The 18,187-nt window shown below is 61.2% G+C and carries 20 protein-coding genes and 3 pseudogenes; 7 read left to right on the top strand and 16 right to left on the bottom strand.

From position 1 onward, the window contains the following. Positions 1-364: 364 nt before the first annotated feature. A pseudogene (locus LUA85_RS17755) lies at positions 365-1,185 on the bottom strand (helix-turn-helix domain-containing protein); the annotation flags it as partial. Positions 1,186-1,245: 60 nt separating this feature from the next. Here LUA85_RS17755 and LUA85_RS17750 point away from each other — a divergent pair. After that, positions 1,246-2,202, top strand: coding sequence for a helicase (locus LUA85_RS17750; protein ID WP_231471633.1), 957 nt, complete (start codon positions 1,246-1,248; stop codon positions 2,200-2,202). A 67-nt stretch (positions 2,203-2,269) separates the two neighbouring features. On the opposite strand, the gene LUA85_RS17745 is transcribed toward LUA85_RS17750, so the two are convergent. Continuing rightward, positions 2,270-3,388, bottom strand: a complete 1,119-nt coding sequence (locus LUA85_RS17745) for a hypothetical protein (protein WP_231471632.1) — start codon at positions 3,386-3,388, stop codon at positions 2,270-2,272. Positions 3,389-3,448: 60 nt separating this feature from the next. Between LUA85_RS17745 and LUA85_RS17740 the strand changes: the two are divergent. The 4 genes and pseudogenes from LUA85_RS17740 to LUA85_RS17725 all read left to right on the top strand — a co-directional run. After that, positions 3,449-4,269 (top strand): annotated as a pseudogene (locus LUA85_RS17740) (helix-turn-helix domain-containing protein); the annotation flags it as partial. A 637-nt stretch (positions 4,270-4,906) separates the two neighbouring features. After that, positions 4,907-6,436, top strand: coding sequence for a group II intron reverse transcriptase/maturase (ltrA, locus tag LUA85_RS17735; RefSeq protein ID WP_008828485.1), 1,530 nt, complete (start codon positions 4,907-4,909; stop codon positions 6,434-6,436). A gap of 67 nt (positions 6,437-6,503) precedes the next feature. Then, positions 6,504-7,052 (top strand): annotated as a pseudogene (locus tag LUA85_RS17730) (transposase); the annotation flags it as partial. A gap of 276 nt (positions 7,053-7,328) precedes the next feature. Further along, positions 7,329-7,565: a hypothetical protein gene (locus tag LUA85_RS17725; protein WP_066110934.1), complete on the top strand. Its 237-nt coding sequence runs from the start codon at positions 7,329-7,331 to the stop codon at positions 7,563-7,565. A 36-nt stretch (positions 7,566-7,601) separates the two neighbouring features. On the opposite strand, the gene LUA85_RS17720 is transcribed toward LUA85_RS17725, so the two are convergent. The 9 genes from LUA85_RS17720 to LUA85_RS17680 form a co-directional block, all read right to left on the bottom strand. Continuing rightward, positions 7,602-7,937 carry a single-stranded DNA-binding protein gene (locus LUA85_RS17720; RefSeq protein WP_066284740.1) on the bottom strand — a complete coding sequence of 112 codons (336 nt, stop codon included), beginning with the start codon at positions 7,935-7,937 and terminating at the stop codon, positions 7,602-7,604. A 465-nt stretch (positions 7,938-8,402) separates the two neighbouring features. Then, complete coding sequence (locus LUA85_RS17715) at positions 8,403-8,807, bottom strand: hypothetical protein (protein WP_231471631.1); 405 nt, start codon at positions 8,805-8,807, stop codon at positions 8,403-8,405. Then, positions 8,788-9,090, bottom strand: coding sequence for a type II toxin-antitoxin system prevent-host-death family antitoxin (locus tag LUA85_RS17710; RefSeq protein ID WP_231471630.1), 303 nt, complete (start codon positions 9,088-9,090; stop codon positions 8,788-8,790). Before LUA85_RS17710 ends, LUA85_RS17715 begins: the two co-directional genes overlap by 20 nt. A gap of 75 nt (positions 9,091-9,165) precedes the next feature. Next, the gene (locus tag LUA85_RS17705; RefSeq protein WP_231471629.1) at positions 9,166-9,537 is read right to left on the bottom strand and encodes a hypothetical protein; all 372 of its coding nucleotides are present in this window, start codon (positions 9,535-9,537) and stop codon (positions 9,166-9,168) included. Further along, on the bottom strand, positions 9,531-10,046 hold the full coding sequence (locus LUA85_RS17700; protein WP_231471628.1) for a hypothetical protein: 516 nt from the start codon (positions 10,044-10,046) through the stop codon (positions 9,531-9,533). Before LUA85_RS17700 ends, LUA85_RS17705 begins: the two co-directional genes overlap by 7 nt. A gap of 186 nt (positions 10,047-10,232) precedes the next feature. After that, positions 10,233-10,721: a DUF736 domain-containing protein gene (locus LUA85_RS17695; RefSeq protein WP_231471627.1), complete on the bottom strand. Its 489-nt coding sequence runs from the start codon at positions 10,719-10,721 to the stop codon at positions 10,233-10,235. A gap of 202 nt (positions 10,722-10,923) precedes the next feature. Continuing rightward, complete coding sequence (locus LUA85_RS17690) at positions 10,924-11,274, bottom strand: hypothetical protein (protein WP_231471626.1); 351 nt, start codon at positions 11,272-11,274, stop codon at positions 10,924-10,926. Between the two features lie 73 nt (positions 11,275-11,347). Next, positions 11,348-11,719, bottom strand: coding sequence for a DUF3768 domain-containing protein (locus LUA85_RS17685; RefSeq protein WP_231471625.1), 372 nt, complete (start codon positions 11,717-11,719; stop codon positions 11,348-11,350). 59 nt (positions 11,720-11,778) lie between these two features. Next, entirely contained in the window at positions 11,779-13,452 is a 1,674-nt protein-coding gene (locus tag LUA85_RS17680) for an ATP-binding protein (protein ID WP_231471624.1), read from the bottom strand. 242 nt (positions 13,453-13,694) lie between these two features. Here LUA85_RS17680 and LUA85_RS17675 point away from each other — a divergent pair, with 242 nt between their 5' ends. Continuing rightward, entirely contained in the window at positions 13,695-14,624 is a 930-nt protein-coding gene (locus LUA85_RS17675; RefSeq protein ID WP_231468374.1) for an IS110 family transposase, read from the top strand. A gap of 82 nt (positions 14,625-14,706) precedes the next feature. On the opposite strand, the gene LUA85_RS17670 is transcribed toward LUA85_RS17675, so the two are convergent. Both LUA85_RS17670 and LUA85_RS17665 read right to left on the bottom strand, forming a co-directional pair. Then, on the bottom strand, positions 14,707-15,342 hold the full coding sequence (locus LUA85_RS17670; RefSeq protein ID WP_231471623.1) for a hypothetical protein: 636 nt from the start codon (positions 15,340-15,342) through the stop codon (positions 14,707-14,709). Positions 15,343-15,389: 47 nt separating this feature from the next. Continuing rightward, positions 15,390-16,676 (bottom strand): hypothetical protein, encoded by a 1,287-nt coding sequence (locus tag LUA85_RS17665; RefSeq protein WP_231471622.1) that lies wholly within the window; start codon positions 16,674-16,676, stop codon positions 15,390-15,392. Positions 16,677-16,743: 67 nt separating this feature from the next. Here LUA85_RS17665 and LUA85_RS17660 point away from each other — a divergent pair, with 67 nt between their 5' ends. After that, the gene (locus LUA85_RS17660) at positions 16,744-17,241 is read left to right on the top strand and encodes a hypothetical protein (RefSeq protein WP_066209246.1); all 498 of its coding nucleotides are present in this window, start codon (positions 16,744-16,746) and stop codon (positions 17,239-17,241) included. 23 nt (positions 17,242-17,264) lie between these two features. On the opposite strand, the gene LUA85_RS17655 is transcribed toward LUA85_RS17660, so the two are convergent. The 3 genes from LUA85_RS17655 to LUA85_RS17645 are packed head-to-tail and all read right to left on the bottom strand — an operon-like array spanning position 17,265 to position 18,138. Beyond that, positions 17,265-17,606 carry a hypothetical protein gene (locus LUA85_RS17655; RefSeq protein WP_231471621.1) on the bottom strand — a complete coding sequence of 114 codons (342 nt, stop codon included), beginning with the start codon at positions 17,604-17,606 and terminating at the stop codon, positions 17,265-17,267. A gap of 14 nt (positions 17,607-17,620) precedes the next feature. Continuing rightward, a complete protein-coding gene (locus tag LUA85_RS17650; protein ID WP_231471620.1) occupies positions 17,621-17,887 on the bottom strand; it encodes a Txe/YoeB family addiction module toxin in 267 nt (88 codons plus the stop codon). Beyond that, on the bottom strand, positions 17,884-18,138 hold the full coding sequence (locus tag LUA85_RS17645) for a type II toxin-antitoxin system Phd/YefM family antitoxin (protein WP_060977715.1): 255 nt from the start codon (positions 18,136-18,138) through the stop codon (positions 17,884-17,886). Before LUA85_RS17645 ends, LUA85_RS17650 begins: the two co-directional genes overlap by 4 nt. Positions 18,139-18,187 lie beyond the last annotated feature (49 nt).

Genomic DNA, 18,187 nt, shown 5'->3' with positions numbered 1-18,187 from the left:
CCATGCGGACGGGCTACATTTCCGGCCACATTCGGATGTCGCCGACATACGTCTCCGGCGCCATCATCAGCATTCCGCCTGTTAAGCCGTGTAGGCGAAGGCGACATTTCAGCCCTCGGATGCGGATTAACCGGTTCGTGTTCCTCAACCTTCCAGCGCTACAGCCTCGGGGACCATCTCGGCGTAACGGCTTCGCCTCAATCCCCTTTACCTGCGGGCTACGTCACCCTGCCAGTTGACGGCAGGTCACCGCCGCTTGGGCTCATGCCCCCTCACAGCAGAGGGCAAGGCATTCGTTCAGTTCCTCCTTTCTCCTTTGCATTCCAGTCATATGCACCCCGGACCATCCGGGACGAGGCGCACAGTAGGTAAAATCAGTCTGCCACATCTCGTTTACCCGCGTGGTCTTGGTGTGGAACTGATCGGCGGCCTTGATCACGACATAGGCCGGGCTGGTGATCAGATCGTGGGCCTTCAACAGACGGTAAACCGTGGCTTCCGACACGAAGTAGCGCCTCTCATCGGTAAAACGCACCGCCAGTTCCCGGGGGCTTAGCTCGGACTGCCCCAGCGCCAGCTCGATGATCTGATCATGGATGTCAGGCGGGATCCGGTTCCACACCCGGCTCGGTGTCGATGGCCGATCCTCCAGCGCCTCCGGGCCGCCTTCGAGGAACCGGTCGTACCAGCGGTAGAAGGTCCGACGGGCAATGCCGAGCTCGTCCAACGTGTGCTTGGCTGGTAGGTGCGATTGCTCGACGATCCGGATGATCTCGAGCTTCTCCGATGCTGGATACCTCATTCGTCGTCGCCCCCATCCGCGATCATACTTTTTTTGAGCAGACGGTTTTCGAGCGTCAGGTCGGCAACGCATTCCTTCAGGGCACGGGCTTCGCGGCGCAGGTCCTGCACCTCGCCGGTGGTTGCGGCACGGGCAGTGTCGCCAGCCAGGCGACGCTTGCCCGCTTCCATGAACTCCTTCGACCAGGTGTAATACAGGCTTTGGGCGATGCCTTCCTTGCGGCACAGCTCGGCAATGCTGTCCTCGCCGCGCAGGCCATCCAGCACGATCCTGATCTTGTCTTCGGCCGAGAAGTGCCGACGGGTCTGCCGCCGGATGTCCTTCACCACCCGCTCGGCAGGGGCCTTTATCGGCGATTTTTTTAAGGAGTGTTGGGGCTTCATCTTCGTTCCTTCGTCACTACGACGAAGCCCCAACACTCCTTAAATCACAACCTCAAATCTGTGCCATTGGTGCTGACGGGGAACACTGCCCAAGTCTATAATCTCGTTCTTTCCGACACGATCGAGGGGCGGATATTCCTGCTCCTGGACGACAAGCTCACCGAGATCGCCCGGACACTGGGCAAGGTCGACGATCATGGGAATGCCGCTGAGGATCTCCGGGCCCAGATTTTGGGACAGCTATCCGAACGGTTGAACTACGACCGCGTCTATCAAGAGGCGCTCTCCGACCCCACCCTGCAGCGAACCACCGTCGAGCTCGAGGCCGCGCTATCCAATGCCCGAGAGGCTCGGGAAGTTGTGTTTGACCTTTTTCAGGACCTCGATGGATTCAGCCTGGATGAGTATCAGCCATTTTCCGACGTCTCGACCGGCATGGGGCGGATCGTCCAGTTCATGTCATCCTCTCTTCCCGACCGACACCAGCGGCTCGCAAAGGTGGATGATCAAACCTACGATCTGACGTCCGCTGATGGGTCACGCAAGGCGCGTTTCACGCTCGATCGCGATGTCGCCACGAGCCAAGAAGGTATCGAATTGCTCGGCTTAGACCACCCGTTGGTTCAGGAAGAGCTGGGCCGGTGGAGGGGGCTGGAGCCAGAACAACTGGGTCTTTCCGTTTCCAGCGACGACCTGAGCCCGACACTCCTGTCCTTCTGGATTGTAGAATCTGCTGTCGCCAATGGTGAGCGGCGGACCACGATCCAAACCATTGCAGTGCAACCAGACGGCACACGGATGCCCGCTGTCGAAAGGCAGTCGGGTCAGTATCTGAACGCGCCGCTGGCCAAACCCTTCCTAACGGCTGAGGAAAGAGTGGAATTTTTCGGCAATGTGGTCGAGCCAACGCTCCAGCGAGAGCTCAAACACAAGGGATTGGCGACAGGCGATTTCAGCTATTCGGCAGAGCTGATCGGCTATGTGGAAATTTCAGGCGGGCAGTTCCAGCGCAGCTGAACACGGCCTGGGCTCACTTCATCCAAGCCGCGCCGAAGCCGTCTCGTGGAACACCGCGATCAGCACATCAGCCAGGCGGAGCCCAGCCTGCAGCAAGCCAAGCGTACGAGCAATCCTCTAGACGCTTGCGATCACGCCGGTCCAGATGCCCTTGGATCACAGAATTGGGCCGCTTCCCGAGAAGATGTTCGACCTTTTTGCGGACCAAAGCATCGAATTTGGAGCTTCGACGTGAGAGATACTGGTTGAGAAAGGCGCGATCTGCCGACTTTTGCGGTGGCAACTTCTGGCTGGCGAGAACCTTCTCCATTACTAAGTTAAGCCGGACCTTCGCCTCAAGTCGTGGTCCAGCTGGCTTCAATGCGCCGCACTTGATCAGCCGCTCACGCACTTCTGGCCGAAAGCAATTGCAGGTCGGATTGGAATACTTTTCCAACCACTTCCAGTCCGGATGCCTGCTATTCCAGCGCACTTCTCCGCTCTCGATCCCGCATAATAGTCCCTCAAGTTTTGCTCTTGTTGCTTCAATACGGGCAGCGCGAGGCTGCAAGTGACCAGACGCGATCAGGCGGGCGCGTAAATCAGGACGGTGTCCAGGAAAGCTGGGGGACAGAAGATTCTTCAGCCTCTCTTCGGCTTGGCTAAGGTCGCCATATTGCCGCAGTTTTGCGCGACCCTGGATGATGTCTTCAACGAGCGCTTCAGCCTGAATCGTCGAATTCCCTTTGCTGAAGCTCGAGAGTTCGATGCGCGAATGCTGGATTGAGCCGGCTGCAAATTCCACATCGAACAGGGGCACCCGCTCTACAGGGATATTGATGCCCGCCAGCCTGATAGCCGTGCGCTTAGGAACGGTGGTGCTGAACTGACCGTCGGGACTGATGTTGGTCTTCAGCATGGCCACGTCCGCAAGGGTATCGAGTGAGAATGTCAGCTCGTCCTCCGCAGCGTAAACCTCCCGCATGGGGTCTAAAAATGACCGGTAGTATTGCCGCGAGCGGGAGACCGCGACGCTCAGCGCGTCGACAGCATAATAGTATGTGCTGCCCGGCTTCTGCTCCGCCTTTCTGATCAGGCGTCCGATCTTCTGGATGGCATTGCGGTAATTGTAGGGGTTCCAGGCGCAGTCGAAGCCAAGATGAAGCTCAGGGTAATCGAAACTGTTCCCCGTCAGCACCAATGGCACAGATTTGAGGTTGTGATTTAAGGAGTGTTGGGGCTTCGTCGTAGTGACGAAGGAACGAAGATGAAGCCCCAACACTCCTTAAAAAAATCGCCGATGAAGGCCCCTGCCGAGCGGGTGGTGAAGGACATCCGGCGGCAGACCCGTCGGCACTTCTCGGCCGAAGACAAGATCAGGATCGTGCTGGATGGCCTGCGCGGCGAGGACAGCATTGCCGAGCTGTGCCGCAAGGAAGGCATCGCCCAAAGCCTGTATTACACCTGGTCGAAGGAGTTCATGGAAGCGGGCAAGCGTCGCCTGGCTGGCGACACTGCCCGTGCCGCAACCACCGGCGAGGTGCAGGACCTGCGCCGCGAAGCCCGTGCCCTGAAGGAATGCGTTGCCGACCTGACGCTCGAAAACCGTCTGCTCAAAAAAAGTATGATCGCGGATGGGGGCGACGACGAATGAGGTATCCAGCATCGGAGAAGCTCGAGATCATCCGGATCGTCGAGCAATCGCACCTACCAGCCAAGCACACGTTGGACGAGCTCGGCATTGCCCGTCGGACCTTCTACCGCTGGTACGACCGGTTCCTCGAAGGCGGCCCGGAGGCGCTGGAGGATCGGCCATCGACACCGAGCCGGGTGTGGAACCGGATCCCGCCTGACATCCATGATCAGATCATCGAGCTGGCGCTGGGGCAGTCCGAGCTAAGCCCCCGGGAACTGGCGGTGCGTTTTACCGATGAGAGGCGCTACTTCGTGTCGGAAGCCACGGTTTACCGTCTGTTGAAGGCCCACGATCTGATCACCAGCCCGGCCTATGTCGTGATCAAGGCCGCCGATCAGTTCCACACCAAGACCACGCGGGTAAACGAGATGTGGCAGACTGATTTTACCTACTGTGCGCCTCGTCCCGGATGGTCCGGGGTGCATATGACTGGAATGCAAAGGAGAAAGGAGGAACTGAACGAATGCCTTGCCCTCTGCTGTGAGGGGGCATGAGCCCAAGCGGCGGTGACCTGCCGTCAACTGGCAGGGTGACGTAGCCCGCAGGTAAAGGGGATTGAGGCGAAGCCGTTACGCCGAGATGGTCCCCGAGGCTGTAGCGCTGGAAGGTTGAGGAACACGAACCGGTTAATCCGCATCCGAGGGCTGAAATGTCGCCTTCGCCTACACGGCTTAACAGGCGGAATGCTGATGATGGCGCCGGAGACGTATGTCGGCGACATCCGAATGTGGCCGGAAATGTAGCCCGTCCGCATGGAGCCATGGAGAGAATGCAGCCAGGCCATGGCATCGGCATCGACTTGCGGGACGCAAGGACAAGGACTGCGACCGGCAGCCTCCCCAGCGCGCGAAAGTCCAGCATATGAACGAGGGAAGGCATGATGGAATGCCAAGGGAGTTGGCCCCGATGTCCACCGTGCTGGCGGAGTCCCCGTAGTAGTCCGCGACAGGGAAAGCCTGTCACATGGCGAAGGGGGACAGTTCAATCAGCTTGAAGTGCAAACTACCTGACCAAACGAGGTGAAGACCTTTGATAATCAGCGAAATGCAGCACAAGCTCGCGACGTGGGCCGAGAGCGACCAGAACCGCAAGTTCGATCGCCTTCTCCGGCTCATTGCCGATCGGGCGTGGCTTGCCGAGGCGGCTCGGATCGTGCTGGCGTCGAGTGGCGCCAATACGCCGGGCATCGACGGAATGGACAAGCGACGGATGCAGGCCGTACTGGCAGAACAGCTGGCCAGTCTGCGAACGGACTTGCTGACGGGGAGTTATCACCCGCAGCCGGTCAGGCGAATCTATATCCCGAAAGCCAATGGCAAGAAACGACCACTTGGTATCCCGACCCTGAAAGACCGCATCGTCCAGCGCGCGATGCTGATGGCCATGGAGCCGATCTGGGAAAGCGACTTCCATCGCCTCTCCTACGGCTTCAGGCCGGAACGCAGCGTGCATCACGCTGTCCGGACCGTGAAGATACAGTTGCAGGATAGTGGTGCCGGAGCGCGGGGCCGCTGGATCATCGAAGGTGATCTGGCGAGCTACTTCGATACGGTCCACCACCGGCTTCTGCTTCGCTGCGTTCGGCGGCGAATCCGGGATGATCGGTTTGTTGATCTGCTCTGGCGATTCCTGAAGGCGGGCCACGTCGACCGTGGCCTGTTCGTCGCCTCAAGCGAAGGTGTACCGCAAGGCGGCGTGCTGTCGCCGCTCCTGTCCAACATCATGCTCCATGAGTTTGATGCGTGGCTGGAGGCGAAATACCTGAGCGACAAGGCGCGAAAGGATCGCTGGGCATGGAACTTCGGCATCCAGCAGGGGCGCCCCATCACGGTTCGCGAGAACCGGCAATGGAAACCTGCTGTCGCCTACTGCCGTTACGCCGATGACTTCGTTGTCATCGTCAAGGGCACCAAGGCACATGCCGAGGCCATCCGCGAGGAATGCCGGGCCTTTCTGGAAGACGACCTGAAGCTGACGTTGAATATGGACAAGAGCCATATCACCCACGTCGACGACGGGTTCGTGTTCCTCGGGCACCGGATTATCCGCAGGCGGGGATCGAGCGGACGCATGTCCGTGGTCTCAACGATACCCAAGGAGAAGGCCAAGACCTTCGCTCGCCGATTGGTCGAGGCTCTCTCCGGCAATCATGAGGTTGCCGCGGTGGACATGATCGACGGTCTGAACCGCCAGCTGGCGGGATGGGCTGCGTTCTACAGGTTCACCGACTTCACGGCGCGCACATTCCGGCGCATCGACACCGTCGTGTTCTGGAAAATGGCGCACTGGTTGGCGCAGAAGTACCGGTCCCGTATCAAGCCTTTGATGCGTAAATGGTACCGCATGCCGGAAACCGGCCAATCGAAGACGTGGCTGGTCTACGGTCGAAGCAATCAGGGCAATGCCGTCGGCAAGGCGCTGCGACGACTGGTCACAAGCCAGAAGATGCAGTTCCGGTGGCGGAATCCGGAGCGAAATCCCTACATCTATCGGGACGAGCTCCGAAACACCGTCACCTCCCGCTATCGTGATGTCGCCATGGCCTTGGACCAAGGTTGAATAGAGAGCCGTATGCGCTGAAAGGTGCACGTACGGTTCGGGGAGGGGAAGCGCTTATGCGCTTCCTACTCCACTCAAGATCATCGGGTGGGGCTGGATGTACCTGTCGACCGTGCTCGACGACTTCTCGCGCTACATTATCGCCTGGAAACTGTGCACCAACATGCGCGCCGAGGATGTGACCGACACGCTCGACCTGGCCCTTGGCGCATCGGGCTGCGACAGCGCCACGGTGCTGCACAAGCCCAGGCTGTTGTCGGATAATGGCCCCAGCTACATCGCCGGCGAATTGGCTGAATACATTGAGGCCCGGAAGATGAGCCACGTGCGCGGTGCCCCGATGCACCCGCAAACCCAGGGCAAGATCGAGCGCTGGCACCAAACCCTGAAAAACCGCATCCTGCTGGAAAACTACTTTTTGCCCGGCGACCTCGAAGCCCAAATCGAGGCCTTCGTCGAGTACTACAACCACCAGCGTTACCACGAGAGCCTGAACAACGTGACGCCCGCCGATGCCTACTTCGGCAGGGCTCCAGCCATCATCAAACAGCGCGAAAGGATCAAGCGACAGACCATCGAACATCGGCGCTTGCAACACCGCAAGCTCGCCGCCTAACATCAACCCCCAGACGAGGTCCGCACTCCGCTAATTTACGCCGCGAGTTGTGCCGAATGTTCTGACGACGGACAGTGCTCGAGCTGTTCATCGAGAGCTACCTCAAAGAGTGCCACTGCATCATGCTCCTCAGTTGCAATGTGCGGGATTACTGCGCTTTTTTGTTTCAGCGCAATGCGTCGTGTTGTTCGGTCCACACACCTTGGCGATCAGGTCGATTGTGCATTCACCCAGCACGCTTGACAGCCCATGTTCTTATAATGTTCTAACGCAGCCATGAGCAGCAAACGTCTCGATACCCTGGCCGATCTGGTTCGCCACGGCCTCAACGCGCAGGTAGAATGTCTCGGATGCCACCGCGTTGTGATCGTGCCAGCGGCCACGCTCCGAGACCGATGCTTTGCCAAATCCATCCCGATGAAGCTGGAGATCGTCGCGCGGCATTTGCGCTGCAGCTGCGGTCACCGCGGGACGAAGCTGGACGCCACCGGTGTCCAGCTGTCGCCCCCTTGAAAGGGCTCGGGCGACGCCTGCGCGCCGCCCTGCCGGTCACAGGAACTCGACGTTCTCGGCGATGATCTCGCAGCCGTAGCGGTCATTGCCGTCGGCGTCCTGCCAGCGCGAGTAGTGGATGCGGCCCGTCACGGCGAGCTGGTCACCCTTGGCCTTGTGCTGGCGCAGCGGAAGCCCGAGGCCGTTGAAGACGGTGATCTTGTGGAATTCAGCATCCTTGACCGGGTAGCCGGTTTCAGGGTCCTTCTGGACCTTGCCGTCGCGGATAACCGGACGTTCGGTCACGAGGATGAGTTCGGTGATGCGGGTGTCGCTGCGATCGCGGGCGACAGGATCCTTGGCGAGACGGCCGACGAGGTTGACGATGTTCATTGCAAGAGCCTCCTTGGTGCCGACGGCTCGTCCGCCGGTGCCCTTATCGAGCCTTGGCGGGAGAGCTGGGACACCGCGCGCCCTCGCGCGGGAAACCTCGGAAATCGAGGTGGTGCGGGCAGCCCGGCTTGCCGGGCAACACGGCTCGCATTTCTGCAGGTTGGCCCTAAGCTCGACCAGAGAGGCAGGGGCACTGGGCGGCGGATGTGCTGTTGGTACTGGGGCGGATTGCGTGCCTGAATATCAACCTCGCCGCGTCTCGGCTTGCTGTCACTGGCGTTGATCGCAGGATTGATCATCCGTCCTCGCCGAGTTCGGGGAGCGAATCGTCCCTTGGCGGCAGTCGTCAGGAAGACCTGACCTTGGCCATTTGGGGATGCCAATCCGCAGGGTTGCCGCCATTGGCCTCGCGTTGATGCACAATTGGACAAGGCCACGAGGGGGCCTGTCTGCACGTTGCGCCAATCAGTCCCGATCGACGGGAGCTGCTCCCCAGGCCGCAATGGCATCGATGATCTTTGCCGTGAACCGCGGTGGGAGACGTCCGGCAACGTACCCGGGCTGCTTCATCAGGGGCCTGATGTCGAACCCGGGCCAGGTGAAGCGGTTGAATTCCGAAATGACGATCGCGCTACCCGGAGCAAGCCCGGCTGTGCGTGCAATCTCATCAGGGATCACGATGGCGTTCTTGCGCCCTTCGCCCTTGGTGGTGATCGCGGCGACCAGATAGCGTGACCCCCCCACACCCACGACGACGACGAAGCGTTCCTTCACGCCTTCGTCGCGGCCCCGTCTGAACTCTTCCTCGAAGAGGTAAACGTATCGGAGGATATGGCCTGCGGCGGGGCGGTCAGTCTTCCCAGCGGTCATTGGCGAGTTCGCTGTCCGAAGGCCGAGCATTGGCAAAAGCCTTGCGGTCGGCTTCGGTCATGTCGGACGCAGCGACAGCTTCAATATTCATGTGGCCCGCGATCACGCCGCGCGCCGCCTCTTCGAGATGGCGGAAATACTCGCTATCTGCGATCACATGCCGCTCGCGGCCATGGCTGGTGAGGACGACCGGCTGCTTGGTTGCGAGATCGAGGAACTCGCCGGTGTTGTTGTGAAACCGGGTCAGGGGAACCCTGGGGTGCTCATTTGCCGTCGCTGGCATGCTGGTATCTCCTCGTGGTCTCAAAATAGCAATTATGGCCAAAATAGCAAGATTTCTGTGGCGACGATCGCCGCGCTAGCCTTCCACCTCTGTCGCCGGCAGCTCCGGCAACACTGGGACGAGGCCCGCATCAATCGCAAAGCCGAGAGTCCTTGCGAGGCGGCAGGCTCGAGCGATTGACCCGTCTGGAACATCGAGCGCCTTTTCAATGTGCCCAAGGGTTTCGCCAGCACCGGGTTCACAGACCGCATGAAGCTTGCCTGCCTCTGCGGTGATAGCAAAGGGCCAGGTCATCGCGACACCGACGACCCGTTCGTCGAGAATGAGCAGAGTTTCGCCAGCAGCGATAGACTCATCGGTCTGCACGGCGTCGTAGGCATTGCCGCTCGAGCCGAAAGCATGGATCCGCCAGACAGTGAAAGCGAAGCGCTCGCTATCGGTCAGCATGGCAGGCCCCCTGCAGAAAAGGCGCGCTGCGCCGCTTCCGGAAAGGCTGCGATGAGGTTCCGGTGGAGCGGCCCGGAGGACGCCGGAACGAAGGCGCCGGTGCTGCTCGGCCGTGTGATCCGCAGCGCGCTTGCGACGGCATCAACGACGAAGCCTGCAAGCTGATCGCTGGCCGTCAGCTTGCTGAATTCAGGCGGTGCAAACCCGGCCTGATGCCAGAAAGCGATGCCGGTCTCGAGGGTCTCGAGATAGCTGGCATGGCTGCCGTCGTCCTGATCATTGTCGATGCTTGCCTCGACTGTCCGGTAGGTCCCGAAATCATGAGCGTTGGCCTTGATCCGCAAGCTGATGCCGACAGGCGGCGATCCGGCAACCGCAATCAGCGCAGCTCTGTAGAGCATGGCTTCTGCGGTATTCACGAGATCGAAATTGGGGGTATGGCCGATCTGCGCGCAGTCTTCGTTCCACGGAGCGCCGCCAAGATCGAGAGTCCAGTCTGCCTGTGCCATTCAAGCCTCCTTTGCTTGAACGGCACCTCCCCCTCCTCTCTCGCAGGCAGAGTTCCTGCAGCAGGTCTGGTCAGCTTGAAAGCAGTGGGCAAAAGAAAAGGCCCGCCCGCGGCAAATGCGCGGACGGGCCTTCCCGATGTGACCGGCGCGGGTCGCGGCACCGGTCACGGGGGGGGCTTGTCCCGGTCAGCCGTCGACGCTCACGCGCGTCTTGCCCTTGGGTGCCGGAGCGGTGCTCTCGCCCAGACCGTCGCCGCTGGCAGCGCCGCGGTCGCTGGCCGGTTCGTCGCCGGTGGCGGTCAGCGGCGGCAGGGCACCTTCGCTCTCGCTGCCGAAGCCGTCGAGCGATGCCTTGGGCTTCGAACGGCGCCAGGCGACATTGAAACTGCCGTCGTTCTGCTGGAACATCGCCACCGGGATCGGCTCCGAGAGGCTGGGGTCGTCGATCTGGCCCGACAGGAAGCACTCGCCGGTCTCGTTCGACGAGTATTCCCAGAGCGCGCCGATCTTGACCCAGCTGCGGCGGTCCGCCGAGAGCGCCATGAGGTCGAACTTGGGTGCCCGCTCGTTGGTGGATTCGAAGGCCCGCAGTGCGACGGTCGCGCTGAAGGTCAGGGTGGTGATGCGGCCGATGTGAACGCCTTCTGCGTTGGCCTTGAGGGTGCCGATGTTCATGTCACATTCTCCTGATGCTGTCCGAACCCCTTGTCCGGAACACCTTCTCCCATCCCCCCTCTCCTCCGGGCCTCTTGCCCGGCCCGTGCGCCAGCCACCGCAGGCGCGCGTCATCCTGTCCAGCCCGGAGGGCTGAGGAGTCTTGATAGGTTGCTTGGAGCTGAATTGGCCCTGCTTCGAGCCCTCGGCGGTTTGTACCGACCTAAGCTTCGGGCGCGGACCCGTCCTTGATCTGGCTGAGGCGCGCCATGAAGGCCGTGGCTTCGAGCTGATTGGGTCCATCGCGCGTGGCGAGGCAGGCCATCCTGTCGATCTCGAGCTGTGCGGCAAGACTTGCCTCGATTTGGCAATAGGGTTCGAGCACGCGGATTGCGTCAACCGCGCAGGGGAGCTCGCCAAAGGCGGCTCCGACCCATACGAGTTCGATCTCCTCTCCGTCTTCGTCGGGAGCGCTCAGCACCTGTGCGAAATAGGTCTGAAGCGGGCGATCCCAGCCAACATAGGCGCTTGCCGCTGCAATCCCGTCACGAAGCGGTACTTTGTGCCTGCTCATGCGCTCGTTACCTCCCCACCATTTACCGGGCCGATGCCCCGCGGCGCAGTGACATGTCAGCCCCTGACGCTGATCAGTAGTCCGCTGGCCGCATCAGCGTGATGACGCGCCGTGTCATCGCTGGATTGGCCGGATCCTCTGACCCGAACGCCAGTTCAGTGTCGTAATAATCGACCTTCATCAGCACCTTGATGCCATCGACATCCATGCTTGCAAAGTCTTGCTCGGGCGAATCCGGGGCGAAGGTGCAATGGCGCAGAGCGGCCATCAACCGAGCCTGTGCCATCATGCTTTGTGCCACCGTGCCGCCGCCGAGTTCTGCAAGCAGCCCAGAGGTCATGACGATGCGGGCCGTTCGGTCACGGCCTTGGCGTGCGGCATCATTGAGCAGCGCGATGCGCTCGGTACGCTGCTGCGCGCAAGAGAGGTCGGATGTGTCATGCATTGGAGGTCTCCTCCCGATCAAAGGTGCGATCAGCGGGGAACCGGACGGCCTCGCGAGCCTCAGCCGGCAGGCTGACAAGCGGACAGCTGAACATCAATCGCGGTCCCGGGGGCGACGGTAATGGCAACCTGCCGATCCTTGGGAATGGCCCACAGGATACCGGCGAGTGTGTCGCGGATACGCGCCGCAATGGCCTCGTCTTCGCCGAGCAGCACCCGGGCCGCGAGCTCGCGCGCATCGCGCAAGAAGTGCTCGTGCTGGGTGTCCCAGGAGTCGGCCTCGCTGTCGTCGCTCGCGCAGAAACAGACGTTCTCGATCAGATCGACCAGCGTTTCGGGGGTCAGCGCCGGACCCGGCACATAAGCGATGCGGATCTGATCGACACCGCTGTACCAGCCATCCTCGCCCACGACGAAGGCGACATCTGCCGGGATCCGTTCCTCGCGCTGGGTTTCGGTGGCGCGGTGGAAGACACAGAACCTCAGTTCGATCGTCTCGGCACGCACATGGCCCTCGAGCGGAGGGAAGCTTCCGTTCTCGGCGATAACGTGGCCCTGCTCCCCCGCTTCAACATAGAATCGCACGTTGCCAACCTGATGCAGCGCGTCATACCAGCCATAGCCCGCGTAAGGAGGATGGTTCTCGACGAGGTGCGGGCGCAAGGGATGGGCGCGCAGCGCGCGCTCCAGCCCCTGCCCGATATCGGGCTCAAGATCCGCAACAAGGATCGTGTGCGGTCCTGTAGCGACCTCTTCATACTCGACATTGACGTTGTCGCTTTCCGCGATGGCCGCATGCCAGCGAGGCAGGCAGGGATCGGCCTCCGGCAGGGCGACCCCCAGATCGCGCGCTTCCTTCCAGTTGTCGAAGGAAAGCCGGTGCTGGCCCTTGTCCGCCAGCGCGGCATAGATCGTGCGCTTGCACGCTGTCTGAAGCGCCGCAAATGCGGCGTTCTCGACGAACTCCTTGCGTGCCGGGAGCACTAGGGCAAGGCCCCGGGTGGCTCCGATATCGAGCCGGGCATGGTAGGTCTTGCCGCCGAGGCTCTCCGAGACGCTGGCAAGCTTGCGGGTGAGCACCATGCCATGGAAGTTCGTGGTGGGATCCTGGTTGTATTCGCGCCCCTCGAACACGCCGATCTGGCTGCCGTTCCATTCGGCGATGTAGATCGCCTTGGCGAGAAAGTCCTCGCGCGGCATTTCCGTGCCATTGAAGAACACCGGCAGCGGGTAGAACCTCGCGACCTCGCGCAGAATCCGCTCGGTCGTCTGTTCGCTCACCCCGGGGATCAGGAAGGTGATGGTCGTCCCAACCGGGCGAGCAAGGGGCACCACGGCAATGTCCTGCGCACCGGTCCAGCCATCTGCTGGGACATGGACCGACCATCCGATGTCTGCATCGGCATGGCGCGAGCTGATCCAGGTGTCCTTGCCCGCCAGGCTGAAGACGCCCATGCCTGCCGGATCTTCGGCCTCATGGATGCGCTGGTTCCAGCCCGAATCCCCCAGCGCAATCATCGTCTGGGGGTCGGCGACACCGGTTCCGTCGTCGACCAGGGTCAGGCGCGCTCCGTCCTGATCTGCGCAGCAGGCGATATCGATCCGAGACGCGCCCGCGCGGCGACTGTTCTGGAGGAGCTCGCCGAGGATATCGCCGATGGTGCCGTTAAAGAGGCGCGTGACTTTGGTGATCGTCTTCGGGCTGACGCTGGGACGGATGATTGTCGTGTTCATGGCAAAGGGTCCTTCATCGCACTGGTTCGCCCTTCCCCTCCCCCTTGTATCTGGACGTTGTTGGTTGATTGCGATGTAATCGGCTGATCGCCGGGGTGGGTGGCCACCCACCCCGGCGCTGCGGTGCTGTCGCCCGTCACCCCTCAGGCAGTAACCGTAAGGGAGCCTGGGACCAGCACCGCTTGTCACGCACGACCGAATAGTCGGCAGGTGTCTCAACCGTACGGACAAGGCAGGTTACCGTGATCGAAACGATTTGTGGAGTGGATGTTAGCAAGGCCTGGCTTGATGGCTGGATCGAGGCCGGCGGCTATCGCCGGTTCGCCAATGATGAGGCGGGAATTGCTGCGTTGGCGGACTGGGCCGGTCGCCATGGCGCGGGACTGGTGGTGATGGAATCCAGTGGCGGGCTCGAACAGGACGCATTCCTGGCGCTGTGGCGCGCAGGCATGCCCTGTGCCCTGACCAATCCCAGAGCGGTACGGCATTTTGCCGAGGCGATGGGGCGGCTGGAGAAGACCGACCGTATCGATGCAGAGGTCATCGCCTGCTTTGCTGCGGCACGGCGGCTACGGCCAACGCCGCCACCTTGCGACGAACAACAAAGGCTTAGCGCGCTTTCTGCCCGGTTGCGGCAAGTGACAGGCGACCTCACAGTGCAGAAGCAGCGGCTTCATTCTACCCGCGATCCGCTTGCCCTTGCCAGCTTGAAAGAGACTATCGCCTTCTTCAATACCCAAGCCAAAGCGCTGGCCCGTGAAATCGCAGGCCTGATCGAACACGATCCCGTCTGGACCGCGCTTGATCGCACACTGCGCTCGGTCAAGGGCGTGGCAGATCGCACCGTTGCCACCCTGCTGGCCGAACTGCCCGAAATCGGAACCCTGTCGAACAAGGCCATCGCCAAACTTGCAGGCCTTGCGCCCATCGCGAACGACAGCGGCAAACGATCCGGTGCCCGATCTATCCGTGGTGGAAGAAGCTCTGTCCGCTCGATCCTCTTCCTCGTCGCCGACATCGTGCGAAAATTCGATCCGGCCATGGCAGAGTTCCGCCAACGCCTGCTCGACCAAGGTAAACCCAAAATGGTCGTCCGCATCGCCCTCGCCCGAAAACTGCTCGTCCGACTCAACGCAAAAGCACGCGAAACAAGAGCTGAAATTGGTCAGTGACACTTGACCTGTCAGATAGTCGCTCCCCTTCAGATCGGCGGATTGATGCATGGCCGGAGCCGGGCCGCCTTCGGCCTGTTCTTCAGCCCACGCGCTTCGGCCGCAAATTCTCAGGCATGGGGATGATCTCGTGCGCCGTATCGCGGAGCGCCGTAACCTCGCCGCGCGCAGTGTAGAGGTCCTTTGCAATGAGCGCGCAGACTTCGGCCTCGCCATAGATTGGCCGGCCCAGGTGATCGACGCGCTCGACTTGCCGGGCAATCACGCCGACTTTTCCGTCCGGCACCCAGTCGGCCCAATCACCCCAGGCGGTGGTCGTGCAGAATTCGCCGATCACGGCCATGTAGGCCTTGCGCGTCCGCAGGATCGCGGACGCATTCTCCTCGACGGCCTCGCCGGTGAAGGCGCTGAGGCGGTCCGGGTGCCAACACCGGGCGGTATCGCGGGCAAGCTGGAGGAAGCCCGCGGAGCAGGAGCGCTGGCGTTCAAGCTCGCTGGCGAAGGCAAGGATCGGGAGCGCCCAGTCGCAGTCTTCCTCGTAGGAGCCGCCCTCGATCAGTAGCGCCTGCGGCATGGCGGCCTGCCTTTGATCGGACAGAATGATGCCGCCGTGGCTGGCGGTCATCACCGACCAAATGCCGGGGCCAAGCTGATCGGCCTGTTGGACTGCGCCCCAGATCGATGTCGATGGGCGCGGCGACGGAGCAAAGCATGTCATGAGCGAACTCTCCTTCTTCAGGTTCGCTCAAATCCTCCCCCTCCCCTTCACTCGAGAAGGCTGCGGGCTTCGCTGATAATTGCCTCAGGCGTCACGCTGCTGACGGCCATGGATATGACAAGCCCGGCCTGACTGAGACGCTCTCGCTCGATGCTGCGCAGCTCAAGATAGTCGGCATCATCCGACTGCAGGATCTGGAGCGCGAACTTGCACTCCACCCCGCTATGCTCATCGAGCAGCGCCACCAGGAAGTCCGGCCTCGCCGAGCCCGAAGCCAGCGCGATGTCAAAGAGGATCTTCTTGACCGCCATCCTGACACCGAGGCGGCGCAATTCATACTGGGCCTGCTGGAGCGCGCGCAGCACGTCGCGATCATGGTCGCGCTCGGCGGGCACGAACTGGTTTCCGCTGAAGACAGGCTGGGCATAGGCGCGCAGCGCCAGGTATCCTTCGCGCCGACTATGCTCCCCGACGACGGCCAGCACGAGAAAGGGTGGCTCGACCTCGGCCCGGATGATCCCGGTGTGCTGGATGCGATTGCGGATTTCGACAGTTCCGAGCCCCGTCACCACCTCGCTCGATGTGACCTCGCTCGCTTCGAGAAGCAGAAAGGCCTGCGGCGCAAACTCGGGCGGCCAGGTCTCGGCCGCGGCTCGCAACCGGGCATGGACCCGCCGTTTCTCGTAATCGATCGCGTTGGTGTAGAGATGATCCGACAGCCGGATGCCCGGCGCGATTTCGAGGCCCTGAGCGGCGCGCTTGAGGTGGCGCATTTCTTCGCTGATCGAGCCTGCGCGCCTGCCACTGGGCGGTAATTCGCGCAGGATATTCGAGCCAGCGCGTTCGAGCAGCAGCCAGAGCAGCTTGCCAAGGCGCGGGATGGCGACGCCGCGTGAACGGTCGTCAGGCTCTATGTCCTCTGGCTTCTGTGCAAGCTTCTCCGGCGCCTTCTGGTGTGCGCTGAACAGGCCCTTTGGAAGGCCGATGGCATAGAGCGAGTCCTTCATGGTCTCGCGGATGCGCGGCGGCGCCTGCGGCAGATGAAACGGGCATCCGGGCTCGTGGCCTGGCCGCGAGGTGAGACGCCTGAGATAATAGGTTTCCTGAAAACTGAGATAGGCCGCGCTCATCAGCGGCGGCGGCCGCTCTGCCCCAAGGCAATCGCAGGCGATCCACTTGTGGTTCTCTCGCGCGGTAGAGACCAGTGAGACGCAAGCGCGGTGGTCGGCCTTGCTGCCCCGGCCTGTATACCACCGCACCAGCGCAGCCTTCAACTCGCCGCTGATGGCGACCCTGCCGGTCTTTCCTGTGGTGTCCTTACCTACCAGCCACATGCATGATGACGCCTTGACCCTGTCATTTGTTCACTATATGTTCATAATCAGCAGGAGCCCATGAATAATGAACAAGGTCTTTGATATCGGCAAGTTCGACCTCGATGTCACGCTGCGCGATGCGGCACTTGATCCGAATTGCCGTCCAACCAAGCGCATGCTCGCCAATGCCTCGATCGGAGTGGAGCCGTTCGATGCCTATTACTCGGCGCGCGAGCTTTATGAGACCTTGCAGGGCGTGTTTCAGGGCCTGCCCAATGCCAAGTCTCGGCTGACACAGATCCTGTCCTGCCATTGCGATGACTATCAGCGCTGCCTCTACTATGCGCTGGCAGGGCGCGGGGTTGTCCAGATGCTCGACGATCTCGAATGGCTCTTCGGACTCCTCGGGCCACGGTGCCAGATGTCGGGGCACCTTTTGCGCTCGGGCCAGCACCCTGCGCCGATGGTCAACCCTTACGTCTCGTCAGAGCCTGATGGCCCGGTTCCTGCCCGCAATGCCGACTTTACCGAAGGCCCATCGTGGTATCTCGATCCCGGCCTCGGAGGGATGATCGAGGAATAGACATTCCGGTTACATCGCGGTGCTCAGGCATGCACGCCTGCGTCCACGGCATCGATATAAGTGAGCACGTCCTGCACGCGGTCGCAGCGCACAAGCTCCTTCGCAGTTTGGCCGGAAAAACCGGAAAGCGGCTCAGAACGATACCAGGTATAGGCCATGATCATAGAACCGAAACGCGGTTCCACCTTGCTGAGCACCTCTCTCATCGAGCCTATGCGCCGCTGATTGTCATCTGATTCCATGCGGCGGGTAGCATCTTTGTCGAGACCAAGAGTGCGCGCGAGTTCATCGCCCGTTGTGCCCAGCTGCGCTATCAGTTTGCGCGGATCACGCGCGCTATCTTCCGCATCGCGATGGGATTTCATGCAGGAGCCTCAGTTTAATAGTGAAACCGGCATTGGGCAATCTCTAACTGTTGCTCATTTCCTTTGCCAGTGACGCGATAGACCAGACGGTCTTCTTTGGTGATCCGCCGCGACCACCAGCCTGCCAGGGAGCCTTTGAGCGGCTCAGGCTTTCCAGTTCCTTTAAAAGGCGTTCGCTGGCATTCCTTGATGAGATCGTTGATCCGGGTGAGAACCTTGTCATCGGCTTGCTGCCAGTGAAGATAATCCTCCCAGGCATTGTCAGCAAAGACCAGCTTCAAGGCTCGATCAGCCCGCGCTCATTGCCGCCTTGACCATCCAGTTGCTCGATCGACTGCCTTAGGCGGTCGGAATTGGTGCGGTTCGAAAGGAGGTACATGGTCTCCTCGATCGCGTTCCAATCTTCGAGCGAGACCATCACGATCGACTCTGCTTTCTGGCGCGTGACCACAACATGTGTCCGGTCACTGACCACTTGATCCATAATGCCTTTCAGATTGGCGCGCGCTTCTGAGTAGGTGATAACATCCATAGCTTCATCCTTTCCCGAAACATTGTACTGATATTGGTACACTTGCAAG

This window comes from Novosphingobium sp. CECT 9465, assembly GCF_920987055.1.
Classification (GTDB): domain Bacteria; phylum Pseudomonadota; class Alphaproteobacteria; order Sphingomonadales; family Sphingomonadaceae; genus Novosphingobium.
Note: the sequence above shows the minus strand (reverse complement) of the source record. Positions and strands in the feature narration are given on the sequence as shown.

Coding starts and splice junctions, on each gene's coding strand:
- LUA85_RS17700 (WP_231471628.1), bottom strand. CDS start 10,046: ATGGCACAGGCAGACTGGACTCTCGATCTTGGCGGCGCTCCGTGGAAC.
- LUA85_RS17680 (WP_231471624.1), bottom strand. CDS start 13,452: ATGAACACGACAATCATCCGTCCCAGCGTCAGCCCGAAGACGATCACC.
- LUA85_RS17720 (WP_066284740.1), bottom strand. CDS start 7,937: ATGAACATCGTCAACCTCGTCGGCCGTCTCGCCAAGGATCCTGTCGCC.
- LUA85_RS17670 (WP_231471623.1), bottom strand. CDS start 15,342: ATGACATGCTTTGCTCCGTCGCCGCGCCCATCGACATCGATCTGGGGC.
- LUA85_RS17705 (WP_231471629.1), bottom strand. CDS start 9,537: ATGCTGACCGATAGCGAGCGCTTCGCTTTCACTGTCTGGCGGATCCAT.
- LUA85_RS17695 (WP_231471627.1), bottom strand. CDS start 10,721: ATGAACATCGGCACCCTCAAGGCCAACGCAGAAGGCGTTCACATCGGC.
- LUA85_RS17725 (WP_066110934.1), top strand. CDS start 7,329: ATGAGCAGCAAACGTCTCGATACCCTGGCCGATCTGGTTCGCCACGGC.
- LUA85_RS17660 (WP_066209246.1), top strand. CDS start 16,744: ATGAACAAGGTCTTTGATATCGGCAAGTTCGACCTCGATGTCACGCTG.
- LUA85_RS17655 (WP_231471621.1), bottom strand. CDS start 17,606: ATGAAATCCCATCGCGATGCGGAAGATAGCGCGCGTGATCCGCGCAAA.
- LUA85_RS17690 (WP_231471626.1), bottom strand. CDS start 11,274: ATGAGCAGGCACAAAGTACCGCTTCGTGACGGGATTGCAGCGGCAAGC.
- LUA85_RS17645 (WP_060977715.1), bottom strand. CDS start 18,138: ATGGATGTTATCACCTACTCAGAAGCGCGCGCCAATCTGAAAGGCATT.
- LUA85_RS17685 (WP_231471625.1), bottom strand. CDS start 11,719: ATGCATGACACATCCGACCTCTCTTGCGCGCAGCAGCGTACCGAGCGC.
- LUA85_RS17665 (WP_231471622.1), bottom strand. CDS start 16,676: ATGTGGCTGGTAGGTAAGGACACCACAGGAAAGACCGGCAGGGTCGCC.
- LUA85_RS17710 (WP_231471630.1), bottom strand. CDS start 9,090: ATGCCAGCGACGGCAAATGAGCACCCCAGGGTTCCCCTGACCCGGTTT.
- LUA85_RS17715 (WP_231471631.1), bottom strand. CDS start 8,807: ATGACCGCTGGGAAGACTGACCGCCCCGCCGCAGGCCATATCCTCCGA.